The organism is Luteimonas sp. TWI382 (assembly GCF_039674545.1).
Classification (GTDB): Bacteria; Pseudomonadota; Gammaproteobacteria; order Xanthomonadales; family Xanthomonadaceae; genus Luteimonas.
This window is the reverse complement of the sequence record NZ_JBDJNS010000003.1, coordinates 86466-105472: the sequence shown is the minus strand read 5'-3', so window position 1 is coordinate 105472 and position 19007 is coordinate 86466. Positions and strand designations below refer to the sequence as shown.

Here is a 19007-nt window from a genome sequence, read left to right as displayed (position 1 = left end):
CGGATCATTCGGTCCGGACGATGCCGCAGGCGACCCGCGCGCTGATCGCCCCAGGCGTGGCGCCAAGCACCAGCAGCGCGCGGCCGACGACATCGTTGGGCGCGCCGCCGCCCAGCACCGCGCCGGGCAGCAGCAGGTCGACCATGGCGACACCGCGCGCATCGGCAACGATCCGCCCGCGTTCGCCCGAGTCAGGCACTTGCGAGGGTGCGCCACGCTGGGCGTCGTACTCGGGGCCGGCGCTGGCGGCATCGACCGCGCTGCAGTCGCCGCGGGCGTGCAGACGCAGGTTGTGGGTGCCGTTGCCGACCAGGCCGCCGATCTCACCGCGTATGCGCACGCCGCCTTGCGCAGGGCTGAGCATCACGCGCCCACTGACCAGGGTGCCCGACGCCGACGCGAGGTTGGCGACCGCAGCATTCGCGGTGCCGGTGCCGGCCAATGGCGGCGTGGCCGCAGCGGCCGGCGGCGGCGCCGGGCGCGGCGCGCTCGCGCAGCCCACGACCAGTGCGGCGGCGAACAGGGACAACACGGGGCGAAACGATCGAAGCATCGGACGACACCTTATGGATCGGGAGTTCAGTGCGGATGAAGGCCCGGGACCCGCTCAGCCGCGCCGACCGCGGGCACCGAGCTTGCGGGTCAGCGTGTTACGGCCCACGCCCAGGCGCACCGCGGCCTCGGCGCGGCGCCCCCCGGTCTGGGCCAGCGCGGTTTCCAGCAGCACCCGGTCCAGGCGTTCGCGGGCCTGGGCATGGAGGTCGGCATCGCCGGCGCGCAGCCGCAGGTCGGCCCAGGCGCGCAGTGCGTCCTCCCAGTGCGTGGCGTCGCCCGGGGCCTCGTCGCTCGGCCGCGCGAGAACGGACTGCACCGGCAACAGCGCGTCGAGATCCTGCACGGTGATGCGCTCCGACGGCGCCAACGCCGCCAGCCGCCAGCACAGGTTCTGCAGCTCGCGCACGTTGCCCGGCCAGTCGTACGCCGCCAGCCGCTGCAGCACGGCCCGCCCCAGCCGCTTGGCCGGCGCGTCGAGCTTGGCGGCGGCCGCCTGCAGGAAACGTTCGGCCAGTCGCGGCACGTCGTCACGGCGCTCGCGCAGCGGCGGCAGGCGCAGGCGCACCACGTCCAGCCGGTGCAGCAGGTCGGCGCGAAACCGCCCCTGCGCGACCAGCGCTTCGAGATCCTGGTGGGTCGCGGCGATCACCCGCACATCGACCCGGATCAGTTCACGGCCGCCGACCCGGAAGAACTCGTCCTCGGCCAGGACGCGCAGCAGCCGGGTCTGCAGCGAGGCGGGCATGTCGCCGATCTCGTCGAGGAACAGCGTCCCGCCGTCGGCCTGCTCGAAGCGGCCGACATGGCGCCGCGCAGCGCCGGTGAACGCGCCGGCCTCATGGCCGAACAGTTCGCTCTCCAGCAGTTCGGCCGGAATCGCCGCGGTATTGAGGGCGACGAACGGCCGCCCAGCGCGCGGGGATTCACGGTGCAGCGCGCGCGCGACCAGCTCCTTGCCGGTCCCGGTCTCGCCAGTCACCAGCACCGCGACCGGGGCCTGCGCAAGCCGGCCGATCGCGCGGAACAACTGCCGCATCTGCGGCGTGTCGCCGACCAACGCATCGTCCGCACCCGCGTCCGCGCTCTCGACCGCCGGCTCGCCGGCGCCGGCCGGTGCAGGCTCGCGATCGCCGAGCACGCGCGCCGCCAGGGCCACCGCTTCGTCGAGATCGAACGGCTTGGACAGAAACTCCTGCGCACCGCCGCGGAATGCACCGGCGGTGCTGGCGACATCGGTATAGGCCGACATCACCACGACCGGCAGCTGCGGATGCGCCTGTTTGAGCGCATCGAGCAGTTGCAGACCACTGTCGCCGGGCATGCGTACGTCGGTGAACAACAGATCGGGCGCGGCACGCCGCTGCAGGGCCTCGTGCACCGCCTGCGCGCTATCGAAGCCGGACACGTCGTAACCCGCCTCGCTGAGCGCGGTGGCGAGCACGAAGCGGACGGCGCGATCGTCGTCGACGACCCAGATGCGGCGGGCAGTGGAGGTCATCGGGGTGCAGGATCCTCAGAGGCGCCGACCTCAGCAGCGGTGTCGGTGGGCAGCGCAGACGCGACATCGAGCGGTGGAAACGGCAGTTGCAGCGTGAACACGGTATGGCCCGGACGCGAGCGGTAGACCAGCGCACCGCGATGCTCGCGCGCGACCTGCTGCGCCAGCGCCAGCCCGAGCCCGCTGCCGTCCGGACGCCCCGACACCAGGGGCAGGAAGATCTGCTCGACGAGATCGCCCGGCACACCGCGGCCATCGTCGACGACCTCCAGTCGCAAGGCCATCGCATGCACCTCGTCGCCGATCCGCGCCGCGAGTGCGGCGCGGGTGCGCAAGGTCACGTTCGCCGCGCCGGCCTGGATCGCATTGCGCACCAGGTTCCAGATCGCCTGGGTCAGCCGATCGGCATCGCCCGCCAGCTCCGGCAGGCTGGGATCGTAGTCGCGGACCATCCGCACCGCCCAGCCGGCATCGGCCTCGGCCAGCCGCAGGACCTGTTCCAAGACACCGTGGATGTTCAACGGCCGATGCGGCTGCGGCGCCTGGGGCGACAACAACTGGTCGACCAGCGCACTGAGCCGGCCGACCTCCGAGCCGACCAGCGCGACCAGTTCCCCCGTTTCGCCGTCGCCGGCACGACGGGCCAACAACTGCGCTGCGCCCTTGAGCCCGGCCAGCGGATTGCGCAGCTCGTGCGCCAACCCGCGCAGCGCGGCCGACAACGCCATCGGCATCGCCAGCGTCGGATCGGCGCCCGGAAACTCGTCCACCGGGTGCGCCTCGAGCAGCACGCCGCCATCGGCGGCGTGCGTCACCCAGGCGTCGGCAAAGCGCGGCTCGCCGCCAAGGAAGGCCAGTGCCAGGCGCCGCAGTCGCAGCGGCGTGTCGCTCTCGTCGCCGGGCTGGCGCAACGCATGCCGCAAGGTCTCGCCCTCGACCTCCAGTGCGGCCAACGGCTGCTCCAGCAACCGGCGCCGGCCCACCCCCAACCAGCGCGCGAAGGCCACGTTGCAGTCGCGGATGCGGCCATCACCCCCGGTCCACACCAGGGGCGTGGCCAGCGTGTCGAAGTCGGCAGCGGGCAGGGGGGCGACGGCGGGCATCGCACCAATGTAGTGCACTGCGCCGCCGCCGGCACCCTTCCCCTCACGCCGCCCGTGTCGTGTAGAACTGCGCCTCCTCGGTCGAGCCGGTCAGTGCGGTCACGCTGGAGGCGCCGCCCTGGATCACGGTGGTGACATCGTCGAAGTAGCCGGCACCGACTTCCTGCTGATGCGAGACGAAGGTGTAGCCCTGGTCGCGGGCGGCGAACTCGCGTTCCTGCACCTGCTCGACGTAGTGGCGCATGCCTTCGCCGCGCGCGTAGTCGTGCGCGAATCGGAAGCTGTTGAACCAGTTGATGTGGATGCCCGCCAGGGTGATGAACTGGAATTTGTAGCCCAGCGCCGACAGTTCGTCCTGGAACGAGGCGATCTGGCGGTCGTCGAGGTTCTTTTTCCAGTTGAAGCTCGGCGAGCAGTTGTAGGCGAGCAGCTTGCCGGGTGTGGCGGCGTGGACGGCCTGGGCGAATTCGCGTGCAAAGCCCAGGTCCGGGGTGCCGGTTTCGCACCACACCAGATCGGCGAACGGCGCATAGGCAACGCCGCGGCTGATCGCCTGCTCCAGGCCGTTGCGGACCTTGTAGAAGCCCTCGGCGGTGCGCTCGCCGGTGACGAACGGCGCGTCGTTGGGATCGAAATCCGACGTCAGCAGCGTCGCGGCCTCAGCGTCCGTGCGCGCCAGCACGATCGACGGCACGCCGAGCACATCGGCGGCCAGGCGGGCGGCGATGAGCTTCTGCACCGCTTCCTGGGTCGGCACCAGCACCTTGCCGCCCATGTGGCCGCACTTCTTGACCGCGGCCAGTTGGTCCTCGAAATGCACGCCCGCCGCGCCGGCGACGATCATGTTCTTCATCAGCTCATAGGCATTGAGCACGCCTCCGAAGCCGGCCTCGCCGTCGGCGACGATCGGCAGGAAGAAGTCGATCGCCTCGTGCGCGTCGAGCTTGCCGTCGGCGATGTTCTTCCATTGGATCTCGTCGGCGCGCTGGAAGGTGTTGTTGATCCGCCGCACCATCGCCGGCACCGAGTCGTAGGCGTAGAGCGACTGGTCGGGATACATGGTCTCGGACGTATTGCCGTCGGCCGCAACCTGCCAGCCCGACAGGTACACCGCTTCCAGCCCAGCCTTGGCCTGCTGCATCGCCTGCCCGGCGCTGATCGCCCCGAACGCGTTGACATAGCCCTTCCTGGCCTGGCCGTTGAGCAGCGTCCACAGCCGCTGCGCACCGCGCCGGGCCAGCGTGTGCTCGGGCTGCACGCTGCCGCGCAGGCGCACGACGTCGGCCGCGGTATAGGTGCGCCGGATGCCGCTCCAGCGCGGGTCAGTGGTCCATTCGTGCTGCAGGGCGTCGATCTGGTGCTGGCGCGTGGTCATGGGGAACTCCTTCGGGCGTGGTGATGGGAATGGGTGCGGCGGCGCGGGCAATCGGCTTTCCGGATGCGTGTTGGGGGGACAATCACGCCACCCATCACCCATCGCGGGGTTTCACAGCCGCTCGTACGCCGGCAACGTCAGGAAATCGGCCAGCGTGTCGGCCCGGGTCAGCACCTCGAGCAGGGCAATGGCCTCGGCCACGCGAGCGGCGCCGGGGACCGCCTGGCGCGCCAGGCGCGAGGGCAGTGACAGCAGCACCCGGTCGAACAGCGCGTCGTCGATCGCGGTGCCGTCGTCGAGATGCAGCGGCGGGCCGGGCACCCCGCTGGCGTCGGCGTCGGCGCAATGCAGCCACTGCCACAGCTGGGCACGTGCGATCTCCGCGGTCGCGGCGTCTTCCATCATTCCGTGGATCGGCACGCAGCCGTTGCCGTCGAGCCAGGCAGCGAGGTAGCGCACGCAGACCTCGACATTGCCGGCGAAGCCGGCGTGCGTGATCGTGCCCAGCGACGGCACGATCAGATCGTCGCGTGCCACCAGCACGTCGTCGCGCGTCATCGCGTGCTGGTGCGGGCCGCGCATGCGCGCATCGAACACCTGCCGCGCGATCGGGATCAGCGCCGGATGCGCGACCCAGGTGCCGTCGTGGCCGGCGGTGACCTCACGCAGCTTGTCGGCGCGCACCCGGTCCATTGCCGCCTCGTTCGCAGCCGCGTCGCCCGGAATCGGGATCTGCGCGGCCATGCCCCCCATCGCATGCGCACCACGGCGATGACAGGTCTGGATCAGCAACTCGGAGTACGCCTTGAGGAACGGCTGGACCATCGTCACCTGGCCGCGCTCGGGCAACACGCGATCGCGGTGCCGGCGGAAGGTCTTGATGTACGAGAAGATGTAGTCCCAGCGTCCGCAGTTGAGGCCCGCGATGCGCCCGCGCAGGGCGTGCAGGATCTCGTCCATCTCGAAGGCGGCCGGCAGCGTCTCGATCAGCACCGTGACCCGGATCTGCCCCGTCGGCAGGCCCAGCGCGCGCTCGATGTGCGCCAGCGCGTCGTCCCACAGCTGCGCTTCTTCCATCGACTGCAGCTTGGGCAGGTACAGATAGGGCCCGCGATCGCGCGCGGCCAGCGCATGGGCGTTGTGGAACGCGAACAGGCCGGCATCGAACAGCGCTGCCGACATCGGCGCGCCATCGACGAGCACGTGCTTTTCGTCCAGATGCCAGCCACGCGGCCGCACGATCAGCACCGCCTGGCGTGCCTCGGGCAGCAGCGCGTAGTGCTTGCCGTTGCCTTCGAACGTCAGGCTGCCGGCGACCGCCTCGCGCAGGGCGCACTGGCCGGTCAGCAGATTGGCCCAGGTCGGCGAGGTCGAGTCCTCGAAATCGGCCATGTAGCACTGCGCGCCGGAGTTGAGCGCGTTGATGACCATCTTCGGATCGACCGGCCCGGTGATTTCGACCCGCCGGTCGCGCAATGCCGGTGGTGCCGGGGCGACCGTCCACGCCGACTCGCGGATCGTCCGGGTGTCGGTGCGGAAGTCGGGCAGGGCGCCGGCATCGAAGGCGGCCTGGCGGGTCTGCCGGGCGCGGAGCAGAGCCTGCCGCCTGGACTCGAATTCGCGGTGCAGATCCGCCAGACAGGCCTGGGCGGCGTCATCGAGCAGGTCGCCCGGGAGACCTGCCGGCAGGCCCGCCGGCAGGTCGCAGGCGGGAGAGGGGGACAGCGCATGCAGTCGGTGGACAGCGTTCATCGCAACGGTCGCCTTGGGGGTGGTGCGGTGCAGCAGACCGTCTCTCCACACCTGGTATTTGACAAACGAGTTCTGTCAATGCGAACTATGAGTCTGGCTAATAACCATGCCGAAATGGCCGCCAAGTCCCCGCCCGCATTACGGTTTCCGTACAAGAGCGACCGGCTCAAGCCGCTGCGCGCGTTCTGCCAGACGACCCGGCTGGGCTCGGTCTCGCGGGCCGCCGAGGCGCTCTACGTCAGCCAGCCCGCGATCTCGCTGCAGTTGCAGGCGCTCGAGCGCGAGCTCGGGGTCAAGCTGCTCGAGCGCAGCGGCCGACGGCTGGTGCCCACCCGGGCCGGCGAGGTGCTCTACGACCTGGCGCTGCCGCTGGTGGAGGGCATCGACGGGCTGCCGGCGGCCTTCCGCCGCGAAGTCGGCGGCCTGGACGCCGGTGCGCTGACGATCGCGGCCAACAGCGCGACCATCCTGTACCTGCTGCCGAAGATCGTCGAATTGTTCCGCCGCCAGCATCCCGATGTGCGGCTGACGCTGCATGACGCCATCACCGCCGACGGCAACGACCTGCTGCGCAGTGACGCGGTCGATCTGGTGGTCGGCTCGATGGTCGACGTGCCGCCGGACCTCGACTACGCACCGGTGTACCGCTTCGAACCGGTCCTGCTCACGCCGCCCGACCACGCCCTGGCGCGCGCGCGGCGGATCACGCTGGAGGAGATCGCGCGCTACGGCCTGATCCTGCCGCCCAAGCGGCATGTGACCTACCGGCTGGTCGACCAGGTGTTCCAGCAGGCGCGCGTGCCCTACACGATCGCGCTGGAAGTCGGCGGCTGGGAGGTGATCAAGCAGTACGTCGCGATGGGCCTGGGCATCTCGATCGCCAGCGCGATCTGCCTGGAGGCGGGCGATGCGACGCGACTGGCGACGCGTCCGGTCTCGGAGTGGTTTCCTGCGCGCAGCTACGGCGTCGTGGTGCGCAAGGGCAAGCTGCTCTCGCCACAGGCCCGCGCGTTCGTCGAGCTGATCCGCCCGGACCTGTTCGCCCGGCGCGACGGCAGCGGCAGCGGACACTCGGAACGCTGAGCGCCCGCGTCGCCGTCGTGACTGTCACCGGCCGGCGGTGACCGGCTCGGCGCGCTGGGGGTCCGGTGCCGCGGACCGGCGCGAGGCCTTCTCCAACTGCGCCAGTGCGACCTCGCCGGCGGCCTTGGCCTCCATCGCCTGCTTCTGCACCATGCACAGGGTCTGCATGTGGTCGGCGTCGAAGTTCAGGCGCTCGATGAGGAAGTCGACGAACGCACGGACCTTCGGCGAGACCAGCCGGCCGCCGGCGAACACCGCGTTGAAGTCGACCTCCGGGCCGGTCCAGCCGGCGAGCACGCGCTGGACCATGCCCGCTTCGACGAAGGCCTTGGCCATCACATCGCCGGTCAGCATCAGGCCCTCGCCCTTGATCAGTGCCCAGTTCAAGGCGGCCGGGTCGTTGCCGACCAACTGCGGATTGACCGGGAACTCGCGCAGCGCCTGGCCGTCGGTCAGCGACCACACGAACCGGCCGTTGTGCGGGTTGCGGCTCTTGCGCATCACCAGTGTGCGGTGGTGCTGCAGGTCGTCGGGATGCAGCGGCTCGCCGTGCTGTTCGATGTAGGCGGGGCTGGCAAAGACCTGTGTGCGCAGGCTGCCGAGCTTGCGCGCGACGAAGTTGGAATCGGGCAGGGTGCCCACGCGCAACGCCAGGTCGGCCTCGCCGCCGATCAGATCGAGATGCTCGTTGCCCATGTGCATGTCGAGCAGGATCTCCGGGTATTGGGCCTGGAAATCGCCGAGCAGCGGCGCGATCCAGGTGATGCCGATCGAGTAGGGCACGGTGAACCGCAGCCAGCCGCGCGGACCGCCCTGCAACTGGCCCACCGCGGCCTCGGCCTCTTCAAGCCCGCGCGCGATGCGCTGGCAATGCTCGTGGTAGACCGCGCCGGCCTCGGTCAGCCCCAGGCGACGTGTGGTCCGATGCAGCAGCCGCGCCCCCAGCCGCTGCTCGAGCTCCTGCACCTTGCGGCTGACCGTGGTCTTGGGCAGGCCGAGCGCGTTGGCGGCAGCGATGAAGCTGCCCTGCTCGACCACCTTGACGAAGATCAGCGTGTCGTTGAGATCGTGGGCCATGCGCGCACTCCGGTGGGGACGGACGCGATTGGCCCGTTCGAGGGACAATTATTCCCTCGAATCGGGACTAATCAAGTCCGGGATGGCGGCCTATCGTTTGCCGCCTCGCCCGACCGGAGTTCGCCGGTGTCCCTCGATCGCCCTGTTCCCAGCCTCCATGCCGTCGCCCGACAAGGCCGCACGGCCGCGCCCCGGCGTCGGTTGGAAATCCCGCCGAATCAATCATCTAGCGCCCGCCTTGCGGTCCCCCGCGGGGTGCGTGGTGGCGGTTTCGACTGGCGGCGGATGTGGGCGTGGCTGGGGGTGTCGACCCCCGACCAGGAGTCCCAGGCCTCGGTCGAAGCCTGTTTTTCGGGAGACAAAATCCCATGACCGGGACAATTTCGCCGCTGCTGGTGCTCGGCGCGACCGGGGCGATCGGCACGCGCCTGGTCGCCCGCGCTGCAGCCGCCGGACGTCGGACGATCGCGGTGGCGCGCGACGCCGCCGCCCTCGCCGCGCTGCGCGAGCGTCACGGCGCGACCGTGCTGCCGCTGGCCGCGACGTTGTGCAGCGATGCCGACGCCGCCGCGCTCGCGGACCGCGTCGCCGCGCTGGCCGGCCCCCGTCCCGGCGCGGTGGTCGCGGCCATCCGCGGCGCCGCCCCGGCACGCCGACTGCTCGATGCCCCGGCCGACTTCCTACGCCGGCGACTCGACGAAGACCTGCTGCCGCATCTGGCCGCCGCGCGGCATCTGTTGCCGCTGCTCGCACCGGTCCCTGGCGGCGCCTATGTCCTGGTCGGCGGCCCTGGCGCCGAGCAGCCTTGGTCGGGCTACGGCCACCGCTCGATCGGTGCGGCCGCGTTGCAGATGCTCGCCCGTGTGCTGCACGAGGAAGCACGGACGCTGCCGGTGCGGGTGCAGATGCTGGCGATCGACTCGCCGGTGCGCACCGCGCACAACGCCGCGCACGCCTGCACCCAGTGGCCGGACGCCGATGCGATCGCCGACTACGCACTGCGCATGGTCGACGGCCGCCTGCGCCCGGACGCCGCGCTGCTGCGGTTCCCGTCCGAGGGCCCGGTGCGCCCGCCCGGCCTGTCCGACGACATCGACCTCGCGGCGGCACCGTGCCTGCCCGCATCGACCCACGACACCGCCGCGCAGGCGCTGCTGCAGCGCATCGCGGCCCGTTCCCGATCCCCCCAGGAGTTCCGCTCATGACCCCCATCCTCACCCGCGCCCTGGCCGGCTCGCTGCTGGCCGCCGCGATCGCCGTCACCGTGACCGGCTGCGACAGCCGCGCCGAATCGGCCAGCCCGCCGCCCCCGCCTGAAGTCGGGGTCGCCGCGGTGCTCGCCGAGCCGGTCAAGGACTGGAACGACGCCACCGGCCGGATCGCTGCGGTCGAGAGCGTCGAGCTGCGCCCGCGGGTCAGCGGCTACGTCGAGCGCGTGGCTTACGCCGAAGGCGACGAAGTGAAGCAGGGCGACCTGCTGTTCGTCATCGACCCGCGTCCGTACCGCGCCGCGTTGCAGCGCGCCGAGGCCGAGCTGGCCCGGGCCCGCGCCGAGGCGCAGCTGGCGACGACCCGGCACGACCGCGCGCAGTCGTTGATCGAGGCCAGCGCGATCTCGCGCGACGACTTCGAGGCCCGCAGCGCCGGCCGCGCCGAAGCCGAGGCCGCGGTGCGCGCCGCGCAGGCCGCGGTCGAGACCGCGAAGCTGGACCTGGCCTTCACCCAGGTCCGCGCACCCGTCGACGGCCGCGCCGGACGCGCGTTGCTGACTGCCGGCAACCTCGCCCAGGCTGATGCCTCGCTGCTGACCACGGTGGTCTCGCAGGATCCGGTGCACGTCTACTTCGAGACCGACGAACGCACGTTCCTGCGGCACCAGGCACTGGCCCGCGAGGGCGCGCGCACCGCCGGCCGCAATGCGGTGCGCGTGGGCCTGTCGGATGAGACGGGCTACCCGCATGCCGGCACCGTCGATTTCCTCGACAACCAGGTCGATCCGGCCACCGGCACCGTGCGCGCCCGCGCCGTGCTGCCCAACCCCGACCGCCGGTTCACGCCGGGGCTGTTCGCCCGCGTGCAGCTCGAAGGCGCGACGGCGCGCGAGGCGGTGCTGATCGACGACAAGGCCGTGTTGACCGACCAGGACCGCAAGTACGTCTACGTGCTGGGCGAAGACAACACCGCGCAGCGCCGCGACATCGTCCCCGGGCGCATGGTCGATGGCCTGCGCGTGGTCGACTCGGGCCTGGCCGCCGGCGACCGCGTCATCGTCAACGGCGTGCAGAAAGTCTTCATGCCCGGCATGCCGGTCGCACCGCAGACGGTCGCGATGCGCGATGGCCAGCCGGTCAAGGCGGTCGCACAACACTAAGGGTCGCATGACCGCGGCCTCCCTCTGGGGAGACGCGTGCAGCGCATCGGGCACGAGCCGGGCCTTGCCGAGCAAGCCCGGTGCGCATCGGCACCCTCGGGGCATCTTCGTCGTCGCGGAGAAGGCCTCGCTGTACCCGCGTTTTCTTTCGCTGCGGCCTTCGCGCCGCCCACAAGGATGCTCCCGTGGACTTTTCCCGCTTCTTCATCGACCGGCCGATCTTCGCCGCGGTGCTGTCGATCCTGATCTTCGCCGGCGGCCTGATCGCGCTTCCCTTGCTGCCGATTGGCGAGTACCCGGAAGTCGTGCCGCCCTCGGTGGTCGTGCGCACCGTGTACCCCGGCGCCAACCCGAAGGTGATCGCCGAAACGGTGGCGACCCCGCTAGAAGAAGCCATCAACGGGGTCGAGGACATGATGTACATCAAGTCCGTGGCCGGCTCCGACGGCGTGCTGCAGCTCACCGTGACCTTCAAGCCCGGCACCGACGCCGATGACGCGGCGGTGCGCGTCCAGAACCGCGTGGCGCAGGCGCAGGCGCGACTGCCCGAGGACGTCCGGCGGCAGGGCGTGACCACGCAGAAGCAGTCGCCGGTGTTCCTGATGGTCGTGCACCTGACCTCCCAGGACGGCCGCTACGATTCGCTGTACCTGCGCAACTACATGCGCCTGCACGTCAAGGACGAGATCGCCAAGATCGCAGGCGTGGGCGATGCCCAGGTCTTCGGCGGTGGCGACTACGCCATGCGCTTGTGGCTGGACCCCGACAAGATCGCCGCGCGCGGCCTGACCGCCGGTGACGTGGTGCGTTCGGTGCGCGAACAGAACGTGCAGGTGTCCGCCGGCCAGCTCGGTGCCGAACCGATGCCCAACGGCAGCGACTTCCTGCTGCCGATCAATGCCAAGGGCCGCCTGGAGACCGTCGAGGAATTCGGCGACATCGTGCTCAAGGCCGGCAGCGACGGCGAGCTGGTGCGTCTGGCCGATGTGGCCCGAATCGAACTGGCCGCCGGCGACTACACGCTGCGCGCACGCCTGGACGGCAAGAACGCCGCGGCCATCGGTGTCTTCCAGGCCCCGGGCGCGAACGCGCTCGAGATCCGCGACGGCGTGGTCGAGACGATGGAACGGCTGCGGCCTTCGCTCCCGCCCGGCGTTGAGATCCAGTCGATCTACGACACCACGATCTTCGTGCGCGATTCCATCAAGTCGGTGGTGACGACGCTGATCGAAGCCACGCTGCTGGTGGTGCTGGTGGTGATCCTGTTCCTGCAGACCTGGCGCGCATCGATCATTCCGCTGCTCGCGGTCCCGGTGTCGATCGTCGGCACGTTCGCGGTGCTGTACCTGCTCGGCTACTCGATCAACACCCTCACACTGTTCGGACTGGTGTTGGCGATCGGCATCGTCGTCGACGACGCCATCGTGGTGGTGGAGAACGTCGAGCGCCACATCGAGCTGGGCGCCTCCCCACTGGAAGCGGCCCACTTGGCGATGCGCGAGGTGTCCGGGCCGATCATCGCGATCGCGCTGGTGCTGTGCGCGGTGTTCGTGCCGATGGCCTTCCTGACCGGCGTCACCGGTCAGTTCTACAAGCAGTTCGCGGTGACCATTGCCATCTCCACCGTGATCTCGGCGATCAACTCGTTGACGCTGTCGCCGGCCCTGGCGGCCAAGCTGCTGCAACCGCACGGCGCGCCGAAGGACCGGCTGACCCAGCTCATCGATCGGGCGTTCGGCTGGGTGTTCCGTCCGTTCAACCGCTTCTTCCATCGCAGCTCCGAGCGCTACGAAAGTGCGGTCTCGCGTTCGTTGGGCCGTCGGGGCGCGGTGTTCGTGGTCTATGCCGTGCTGCTGGCGGGCGCCGCCCTGATGTTCAAGATCGTGCCGGCGGGCTTCATCCCGGTGCAGGACAAGATGTATGTGATCGCAGGCGTCAAAATGCCCGAAGGCGCATCGATCGAACGCACCGACGCGGTGCTCAAGCGGATGGCGGCACTTGCCAGCGAGGTCGACGGCGTCGCCAGCGAGATCGCGTTCCCGGGCCTGAACCCGCTGCAGTTCACCAACACGCCCAACAATGGCGTGGTGTTCTTCACCCTCGATCCGTTCTCCGAACGCAGCCGCAGCGCCGAGGCGATCACCGCCGAACTCAACCAGAAGTTCTCGACCATCCAGGAAGGCTTCACCTTCGCCTTCATGCCGCCGCCGATCCAGGGGCTGGGCAACGGGTCGGGATGGTCGCTGTTCGTCGAGGACCGCACGCGCCTGGGCTACGGCGAGCTGCAGGCCGCGGTGCAGGCCTTCCAGGCGGCCGCGATGCAGACGCCGGGACTGGGCTATCCGATCAGCAGCTACCAGGCCAACGTGCCGCAACTCGATGCCGAGGTCGATCGCGTCAAGGCCAAGGCACAGGGTGTGCCGCTGACCGAGCTGTTCGACACGCTGCAGACCTATCTGGGGTCGGCCTACGTCAACGACTTCAACATGTTCGGCCGCACCTGGCAGGTCATCGCCCAGGCCGACGGTCCGTTCCGCGAGGACGTGTCGGACATCGCCGCGCTGCGCACGCGCAATGCGGCCGGTGAAATGGTGCCGGTGGGCTCGATGGTGCATGTCCGCCAGACGTATGGCCCGGACCCGGTGATCCGCTTCAACGGGTATCCGGCCGCCGATCTGCTGGGCGATGCCGACCCGCGCGTGCTGTCGTCGGGCGAGGCGATGGCCAAGGTCACCGAGCTCGCCGGCCAGGTGCTTCCGAACGGCATGGGCATCGGCTGGAGCGACCTGAGCTACCAGCAGTCCAACCAGAGCGGCGCCGCGCTGGTGGTGTTCCCGCTGGCGGTGATGCTCGCCTTCCTGGTGCTGGCCGCGCTGTACGAAAGCTGGTCGCTGCCGCTGGCGGTGATTCTGATCGTGCCGATGACGTTGCTGTCCGCTCTGTTCGGCGTGTGGCTGGCCGGCGGCGACAACAACGTGTTCGTGCAGGTGGGTCTGGTGGTGCTGATGGGCCTGGCCTGCAAGAACGCGATCCTGATCGTGGAGTTCGCCCGCGAACTGGAGATGCAAGGCAAGGACATCATCACGTCGGCGCTGGAAGCCAGCCGCCTGCGCCTGCGACCGATCGTCATGACCTCGGTCGCGTTCATCGCCGGCACCGTGCCGCTGGTGCTGTCCACCGGCGCGGGCGCCGAGGTCCGTTCGATCACTGGAATCACCGTATTCGCCGGCATGTTGGGCGTCACGCTCTTCGGCCTGTTCCTCACGCCGGTGTTCTACGTCGCGATGCGCAAGCTCGCCAACCGGCCACTCGTGTCGCATGCCCCGGTCGCCCCCGTGGCACCGGCCCATTCCTGACCCCCACTAGGAGTTGCTCATGTCCGTTTCCGATTCCCGCATCGCTCTGGTCACCGGCGCCACCCGTGGCATCGGCCTGGAAACCGTGCGCCAGCTCAGCGCCACCGGTGTGCACACGCTGCTGGCCGGCCGCAACCGCGACCGCGCGGTCGAGGCCGCGCTCAAGCTGCAAGCCGAAGGGCTGCCGGTCGAGGCGATCGCGCTCGACGTCACCGACGCGGCCAGCATCGCCGAGGCCGTGAAGACCATCGAGGCGCGCCACGGCCGTCTCGACATCCTGGTCAATAACGCCGGCATCGTTGCCGACGACCCGACGAAGGGCACGACCGGCCAATCGCTCGACACCTGGCGCACGACGTTCGAGACCAACGTGTTCGGCCTGATCGCGACCACGCAGGCGCTGCTGCCGCTGCTGCACAGGTCCAACGCGGGCCGGATCGTCAACGTGTCGAGCCTGCTCGGCTCGATCAGCCAGCACCAGGACCCGGCCTCCTTCATCTACGACATGAAGGGCCTGCCCGCCTACAACGTATCCAAGAGTGCGGTGAACGCGTGGACGGTGCACCTGGCGCACGTGCTCAAGGACGCCGGCATCAAGGTCAACACGATCCATCCCGGCTACGTGCGCACCGACATGAACAAGGCCGGCGATGAACAGAACGGCGAGCTCGAGGTCGTCGACGGCGCGCGCACCAGTGTGCGGCTCGCGCTGATCGACGACGACGGCCCGACCGGCGGCTACTTCTACTTCGATCAGGCACTGCCATGGTGACGCGTCCGCTCATCGCCACCTTGGCCACGGCGCTGCTCGCCGCCTGCGCCGTCGGCCCGGACCACGTGCGTCCGACGATGGCGGTGCCCGAGACATTCGGCGTGCAGGCCTCCGCGACTGATGCGGCGGCGGCGTTGCCCGTCTCCGCACCGGCCGATGGCGCTTTCTGGCAGGCCTTCGGCGACCCGCAGCTCACCGCGCTGGTCGACGAGGCGTTGACCACCAACCACGACTTGCGCATCGCGCTCGCCCGCTTCGATCGCGCCAACGCCTTGTTGCGCGGCGCGCGTTTCGACCAGCTGCCGACGATCGACGCCAGTGGCCGCGCAACCAGCAGCCGCGCCAGCGCCGACCAGGCACCGGGCGTGCCGCGTGACGCACGCGACAGCGACGCCTTCGAGGCCGGTATCGGCGCGAGCTGGGAGCTCGACCTGTTTGGCCGCGTGCGGCGCGGCGTCGAGGCCGGCCGCGCCGAAGCCGCCGCGAGCGCCGACGACCTGCGCGCCTTGCAGGTCGCGATCGTCGGCGAGGTCGCGACCGCCTACCTGGACCTGCGCGGGCTGCAAGAGCGGTTGCGCGTGGCGACCGAGAACGCCGGTAACCAGCAGCACACGCTGGCGCTGGTCGAGGCCCGCCGCAACGCCGGCCAGGACAGCGACTTCGACAGCGCGCGCGCCTCCGCGCAGGCGGCCTCGACCGCATCGCGGATTCCGGCGCTGGAGGCCGAGATCGCGGTCGCGATCCATCGCATCGCGGTCCTGACCGGCCGCACGCCCGACGCGCTGCGCGATGCCCTCAGCGCCGCGCGCGATCTGCCTGCCGTGCCGCGCGCGATCGACCCCGGCACGCCGGCCGACGTGCTGCGGCTGCGCCCGGATGTCTCGGCCGCCGAACACCGGCTGCACGCCGCGACCGCGCGCGTGGGCGTCGCGACCGCCGACCTCTTCCCCCGGCTCACCCTGGGTGGCCTGATCGGCAGCCAGGCTGGCGACGTCGACGCGCTGTTCAAGCGCGACAGCGAGACCCGGCTCGTGGCCCTGGGCATCGACTGGTCGTTCCTCGACATCGGGCGGGTGCGTGCCCGCATCGCTGCGGCCGATGCCGACGCCGAACTGGAACTGGCGCGCTACCAGCAGACGGTGCTGCGCGCGCTCGAGGACACGGGCAACGCGCTGGCACGCTTCGATCGCGCCCACGACGAAGATGTCGAGCTCGCGCGCGCCGCCCGCGACAGCGCGCGCGCCGCACGGCTGGCCCGCATGCGCTTCGAAGCGGGCACGACCGGGCTGCTCGACGTCCTCGACGCCGAGCGCACGCAGCTGCAGGCAGAAGACGCGTTCGCCGCGGGCCGCACCCGGACCGCCACCGGCGCCGTCTCGCTGTATCGGGCGCTCGCCGGCGGCTGGCCGCAATCGCTCCCCCAACGCGAAGCCCTCGACACGCAGGTCTCGCGACGCTGATCGACACCCGCGCCCCTTCCCGAACGCAGGGACGTAACGCTCAGCACATCTCCCCCGCTCGCGGGGAGGTCGGCGCCGGGTTGGGTGTGGGAAGGCTTTCATGCAGTCGCTTTTCGCATCCACCCCGCGACCTGCTCGGCCCCCACCCAACCCTCCCCCGCATTGCGGGGGAGGGCTCAGGGTGCCGCGCCATTGGCGTGGAGTCGGCACCGCACGCACGCATCGCTGTTGCGGCATGCGGCATGCGGCATGCGGCATGCGGCATGCGGCATGCGGCATGCGGCATGCGGCATGCGCGAGCAAAGCACACCTCCCCCGCTCGGGGGGGAGGTCGGCGCTATCGGCGCCGGGTGGGGGCAAGGCTTTCATGCAGTCGCTTTTCGCATCCACCCCGCGACCTGCTCGCCCCCACCCAACCCGCCCCCGCATTGCGGGGGAGGACACGTCAAGCTCAGCCCAGCAAGACGCGGTTGAGGCGCTGCACGAAGGCTGCCGGGTCGGGCAGCGGGGCACCGGCGGCGATCTCGGCCTGCTCGAGCAACAGCGTAGCCAGGTCGGTCGCCTTGGCGTCATCGGCCTCGGCTTCGATCCGCTGCAGCAACGCGTGCTGCGGATTGATCTCCAGCGTCGGCTTGCTGTCGGGGATCGCCTGGCCGGCCTCACGCAGCAGCCGCGCCAGGTGCGGGGCCATCTCGTAATCGGCCAGCGCCAGGCACGAGGGCGAATCGGTCAGGCGGGCGGACACGCGCACCTCGCCCACGCGCTCGCCGAGCAGGCCCTTGAGCCGCTCGATCAGCGGCGCGGCGGCCTTCGCGGCCTCTTCCTGCTTGGCCTTGTCGGCGGCATCGAGTGGCAGCTCGCCCTTGGCGACGTTCTTCAGCGACTTGCCGGCGTACTCGTGCAGGTGACCGAGCATCCACTCGTCGATGCGGTCGAACATCAGCAGCACCTCGATATCCTTCGCGCGGAAGGCCTCGAGCTGCGGGCTGCCGGCCGCGGCGGCGTAGCCGTCGGCGGTGATGTACCAGATCGTGTCCTGGCCCACGGCCATGCGGCCGACGTAGTCGTCCAGCGACACGGTCTGCGCCGCGCCCTCGCCCTGGGTCGAGGCGAAGCGCAGCAGCTTGGCGATGCGCTCGCGGTTGCCGGGATCCTCGACGATGCCTTCCTTGAGCGTGTTGCCGAAGGCCTTGTAGAACGCGGCGAACTTGTCGGCATCGTCGCGTGCGAGCTTCTCGATCAAGTCGAGCACGCGCTTGACGCACGCGCCCTTGATGCGCTCGAGCTGACGGTTGTGCTGCAGCAGTTCGCGGCTGACGTTGAGCGGCAGGTCGTCGGCGTCGACGACGCCGCGCACGAAGCGCAGGTAGTTGGGCAGCAGTTCCTCGGCCGCGTCCATGACGGACACGCGCTTGATGTAGAGCTTCAGGCCCTTGCGCTCGTCGCGGCCACCCATCATCAGGTCGAACGGCGGCTGCGACGGCAGGTACAGCAGCGTGGTGAAGCTCTGACTGCCTTCGACGCGGTTGTGCGTCCACGCGGCCGCGTCGTTGAAGTCGTGGCCGAGCGCCTTGTAGAAGTTCTGGTAATCCTCGTCTGAGATCTCGGACTTGGGCTTGGTCCACAGCGCCGAGGCGTCGTTGGCGGTTTCCCACTCCGGCGCGGCGTCGGCCTTGGTCGCGTCCTCGTCCGATGCGTCGTCGGCCGGCGACGGCGCGTCCTTGGGCATGCGGATCGGGAACGCAACATGATCGGAGTACTTGCGCACCAGCGCGCGCAGCTTCCAGCCGTCGAGAAACTCGTCCTCGTCGGCCTTCAGGTGCAGGACCACCGTGGTGCCGCGCTCGGGCAGCGTGACGTCTTCGAGCGCGTACTCGCCGCGGCCGTCGCTCTCCCATTTCACGCCGGCCTCGTGGGCGGCGCCGGCGTGGCGGGTGCGCACGGTCACCCGGTCGGCGACGACGAAGGCCGAATAGAAGCCCACACCGAACTGGCCGATCAGTCGCGCGTCGGCCTTCTGCTCGCCACTCATCGCTTCCAGGAACCGCCGTGTGCCGGAGCTGGCGATGGTGCCGATGTTGGCGACCACGTCATCGCGGGTCATGCCGATGCCGTTGTCGCGGATCGTCACCGTGCGTGCAGCCTTGTCCCAGCTCACGTCGATATGCAGTTCGCTGCTGCCGGCCAGCAGCTCGGGATTGGCGATCGACTCGAAACGCAGCTTGTCGCAGGCATCGGAGGCGTTGGAGATCAGCTCGCGCAGGAAGATCTCCTTGTGCGAGTACAGCGAGTGCGTCACCAGGTGCAGTACCTGGGCGACTTCGGCTTCGAACTTGCGGGTCTCGGTGGTGGCGGTCATGACGGTCCGTGTGGCGTGTTGCGAGAGCGCCGATATTGGTCTGGCTGCCGCGGAATCAAGCCGGGGGCACCTGGCACCGACACATACCCGCCAGGTCCGGTCGAGCGCTGGGTGCAAGATCGCAGCCCATTCAGCGGAATTAACCGCCGTTGAACACACCAGGCTCGTCGTTGGATGAATTGCGAGACCTCACGCGCTTGTCACATTAACGAGATCTTAACTGCGGCAGCCGCCCCGCACGCGTGT

The 19007-nt window shown here is 70.0% G+C and carries 12 protein-coding genes and 1 pseudogene; 6 read left to right on the top strand and 7 right to left on the bottom strand.

Annotated features, from left to right (window positions below; all coding sequences use genetic code 11):
* Positions 1 to 4: 4 nt before the first annotated feature.
* From ABE505_RS03150 to aceB, 5 genes are all read right to left on the bottom strand, one after another.
* Positions 5 to 532, bottom strand: coding sequence for a superoxide dismutase family protein (locus ABE505_RS03150; RefSeq protein WP_346441986.1), 528 nt, complete (start codon positions 530 to 532; stop codon positions 5 to 7).
* Positions 533 to 607: 75 nt separating this feature from the next.
* On the bottom strand, positions 608 to 2053 hold the full coding sequence (gene ntrC / locus ABE505_RS03145; RefSeq protein WP_346441987.1) for a nitrogen regulation protein NR(I): 1446 nt from the start codon (positions 2051 to 2053) through the stop codon (positions 608 to 610).
* On the bottom strand, positions 2050 to 3156 hold the full coding sequence (locus tag ABE505_RS03140) for an ATP-binding protein (protein WP_346441988.1): 1107 nt from the start codon (positions 3154 to 3156) through the stop codon (positions 2050 to 2052). Before ABE505_RS03140 ends, ntrC begins: the two co-directional genes overlap by 4 nt.
* Positions 3157 to 3199: 43 nt before the next feature.
* Positions 3200 to 4531: an isocitrate lyase gene (gene aceA / locus ABE505_RS03135; protein ID WP_346441990.1), complete on the bottom strand. Its 1332-nt coding sequence runs from the start codon at positions 4529 to 4531 to the stop codon at positions 3200 to 3202.
* Between the two features lie 111 nt (positions 4532 to 4642).
* Positions 4643 to 6283: a malate synthase A gene (aceB, locus tag ABE505_RS03130; protein WP_346441991.1), complete on the bottom strand. Its 1641-nt coding sequence runs from the start codon at positions 6281 to 6283 to the stop codon at positions 4643 to 4645.
* Between the two features lie 114 nt (positions 6284 to 6397).
* Between aceB and ABE505_RS03125 the strand changes: the two genes are divergently transcribed.
* Positions 6398 to 7366: a LysR family transcriptional regulator gene (locus tag ABE505_RS03125; RefSeq protein WP_346441992.1), complete on the top strand. Its 969-nt coding sequence runs from the start codon at positions 6398 to 6400 to the stop codon at positions 7364 to 7366.
* Positions 7367 to 7531: 165 nt separating this feature from the next.
* Here the strand turns inward: ABE505_RS03125 and ABE505_RS03120 are convergent.
* Positions 7532 to 8443 (bottom strand): annotated as a pseudogene (locus ABE505_RS03120) (LysR family transcriptional regulator); the annotation flags it as partial.
* Positions 8444 to 8811: 368 nt separating this feature from the next.
* Here ABE505_RS03120 and ABE505_RS03115 point away from each other — a divergent pair.
* From ABE505_RS03115 to ABE505_RS03095, 5 genes are all read left to right on the top strand, one after another.
* On the top strand, positions 8812 to 9648 hold the full coding sequence (locus ABE505_RS03115) for an SDR family NAD(P)-dependent oxidoreductase (protein ID WP_346441993.1): 837 nt from the start codon (positions 8812 to 8814) through the stop codon (positions 9646 to 9648).
* On the top strand, positions 9645 to 10814 hold the full coding sequence (locus tag ABE505_RS03110) for an efflux RND transporter periplasmic adaptor subunit (protein ID WP_346441995.1): 1170 nt from the start codon (positions 9645 to 9647) through the stop codon (positions 10812 to 10814). Before ABE505_RS03115 ends, ABE505_RS03110 begins: the two co-directional genes overlap by 4 nt.
* Positions 10815 to 10999: 185 nt before the next feature.
* On the top strand, positions 11000 to 14170 hold the full coding sequence (locus ABE505_RS03105; protein WP_346441996.1) for a multidrug efflux RND transporter permease subunit: 3171 nt from the start codon (positions 11000 to 11002) through the stop codon (positions 14168 to 14170).
* A 19-nt stretch (positions 14171 to 14189) separates the two neighbouring features.
* Positions 14190 to 14942, top strand: coding sequence for an SDR family oxidoreductase (locus tag ABE505_RS03100; RefSeq protein WP_346441997.1), 753 nt, complete (start codon positions 14190 to 14192; stop codon positions 14940 to 14942).
* Positions 14936 to 16402 carry an efflux transporter outer membrane subunit gene (locus tag ABE505_RS03095; RefSeq protein ID WP_346441999.1) on the top strand — a complete coding sequence of 489 codons (1467 nt, stop codon included), beginning with the start codon at positions 14936 to 14938 and terminating at the stop codon, positions 16400 to 16402. The genes ABE505_RS03100 and ABE505_RS03095 overlap by 7 nt, the downstream gene beginning before the upstream one ends.
* Positions 16403 to 16853: 451 nt before the next feature.
* On the opposite strand, the gene htpG is transcribed toward ABE505_RS03095, so the two are convergent.
* The gene (gene htpG, locus ABE505_RS03090) at positions 16854 to 18761 is read right to left on the bottom strand and encodes a molecular chaperone HtpG (protein ID WP_346442000.1); all 1908 of its coding nucleotides are present in this window, start codon (positions 18759 to 18761) and stop codon (positions 16854 to 16856) included.
* Positions 18762 to 19007: the final 246 nt, after the last annotated feature.

Coding starts and splice junctions, on each gene's coding strand:
- ABE505_RS03140 (WP_346441988.1), bottom strand. CDS start 3,156: ATGCCCGCCGTCGCCCCCCTGCCCGCTGCCGACTTCGACACGCTGGCC.
- ABE505_RS03115 (WP_346441993.1), top strand. CDS start 8,812: ATGACCGGGACAATTTCGCCGCTGCTGGTGCTCGGCGCGACCGGGGCG.
- ABE505_RS03100 (WP_346441997.1), top strand. CDS start 14,190: ATGTCCGTTTCCGATTCCCGCATCGCTCTGGTCACCGGCGCCACCCGT.
- htpG (WP_346442000.1), bottom strand. CDS start 18,761: ATGACCGCCACCACCGAGACCCGCAAGTTCGAAGCCGAAGTCGCCCAG.
- aceB (WP_346441991.1), bottom strand. CDS start 6,283: ATGAACGCTGTCCACCGACTGCATGCGCTGTCCCCCTCTCCCGCCTGC.
- ABE505_RS03110 (WP_346441995.1), top strand. CDS start 9,645: ATGACCCCCATCCTCACCCGCGCCCTGGCCGGCTCGCTGCTGGCCGCC.
- ntrC (WP_346441987.1), bottom strand. CDS start 2,053: ATGACCTCCACTGCCCGCCGCATCTGGGTCGTCGACGACGATCGCGCC.
- aceA (WP_346441990.1), bottom strand. CDS start 4,531: ATGACCACGCGCCAGCACCAGATCGACGCCCTGCAGCACGAATGGACC.
- ABE505_RS03095 (WP_346441999.1), top strand. CDS start 14,936: ATGGTGACGCGTCCGCTCATCGCCACCTTGGCCACGGCGCTGCTCGCC.
- ABE505_RS03125 (WP_346441992.1), top strand. CDS start 6,398: ATGGCCGCCAAGTCCCCGCCCGCATTACGGTTTCCGTACAAGAGCGAC.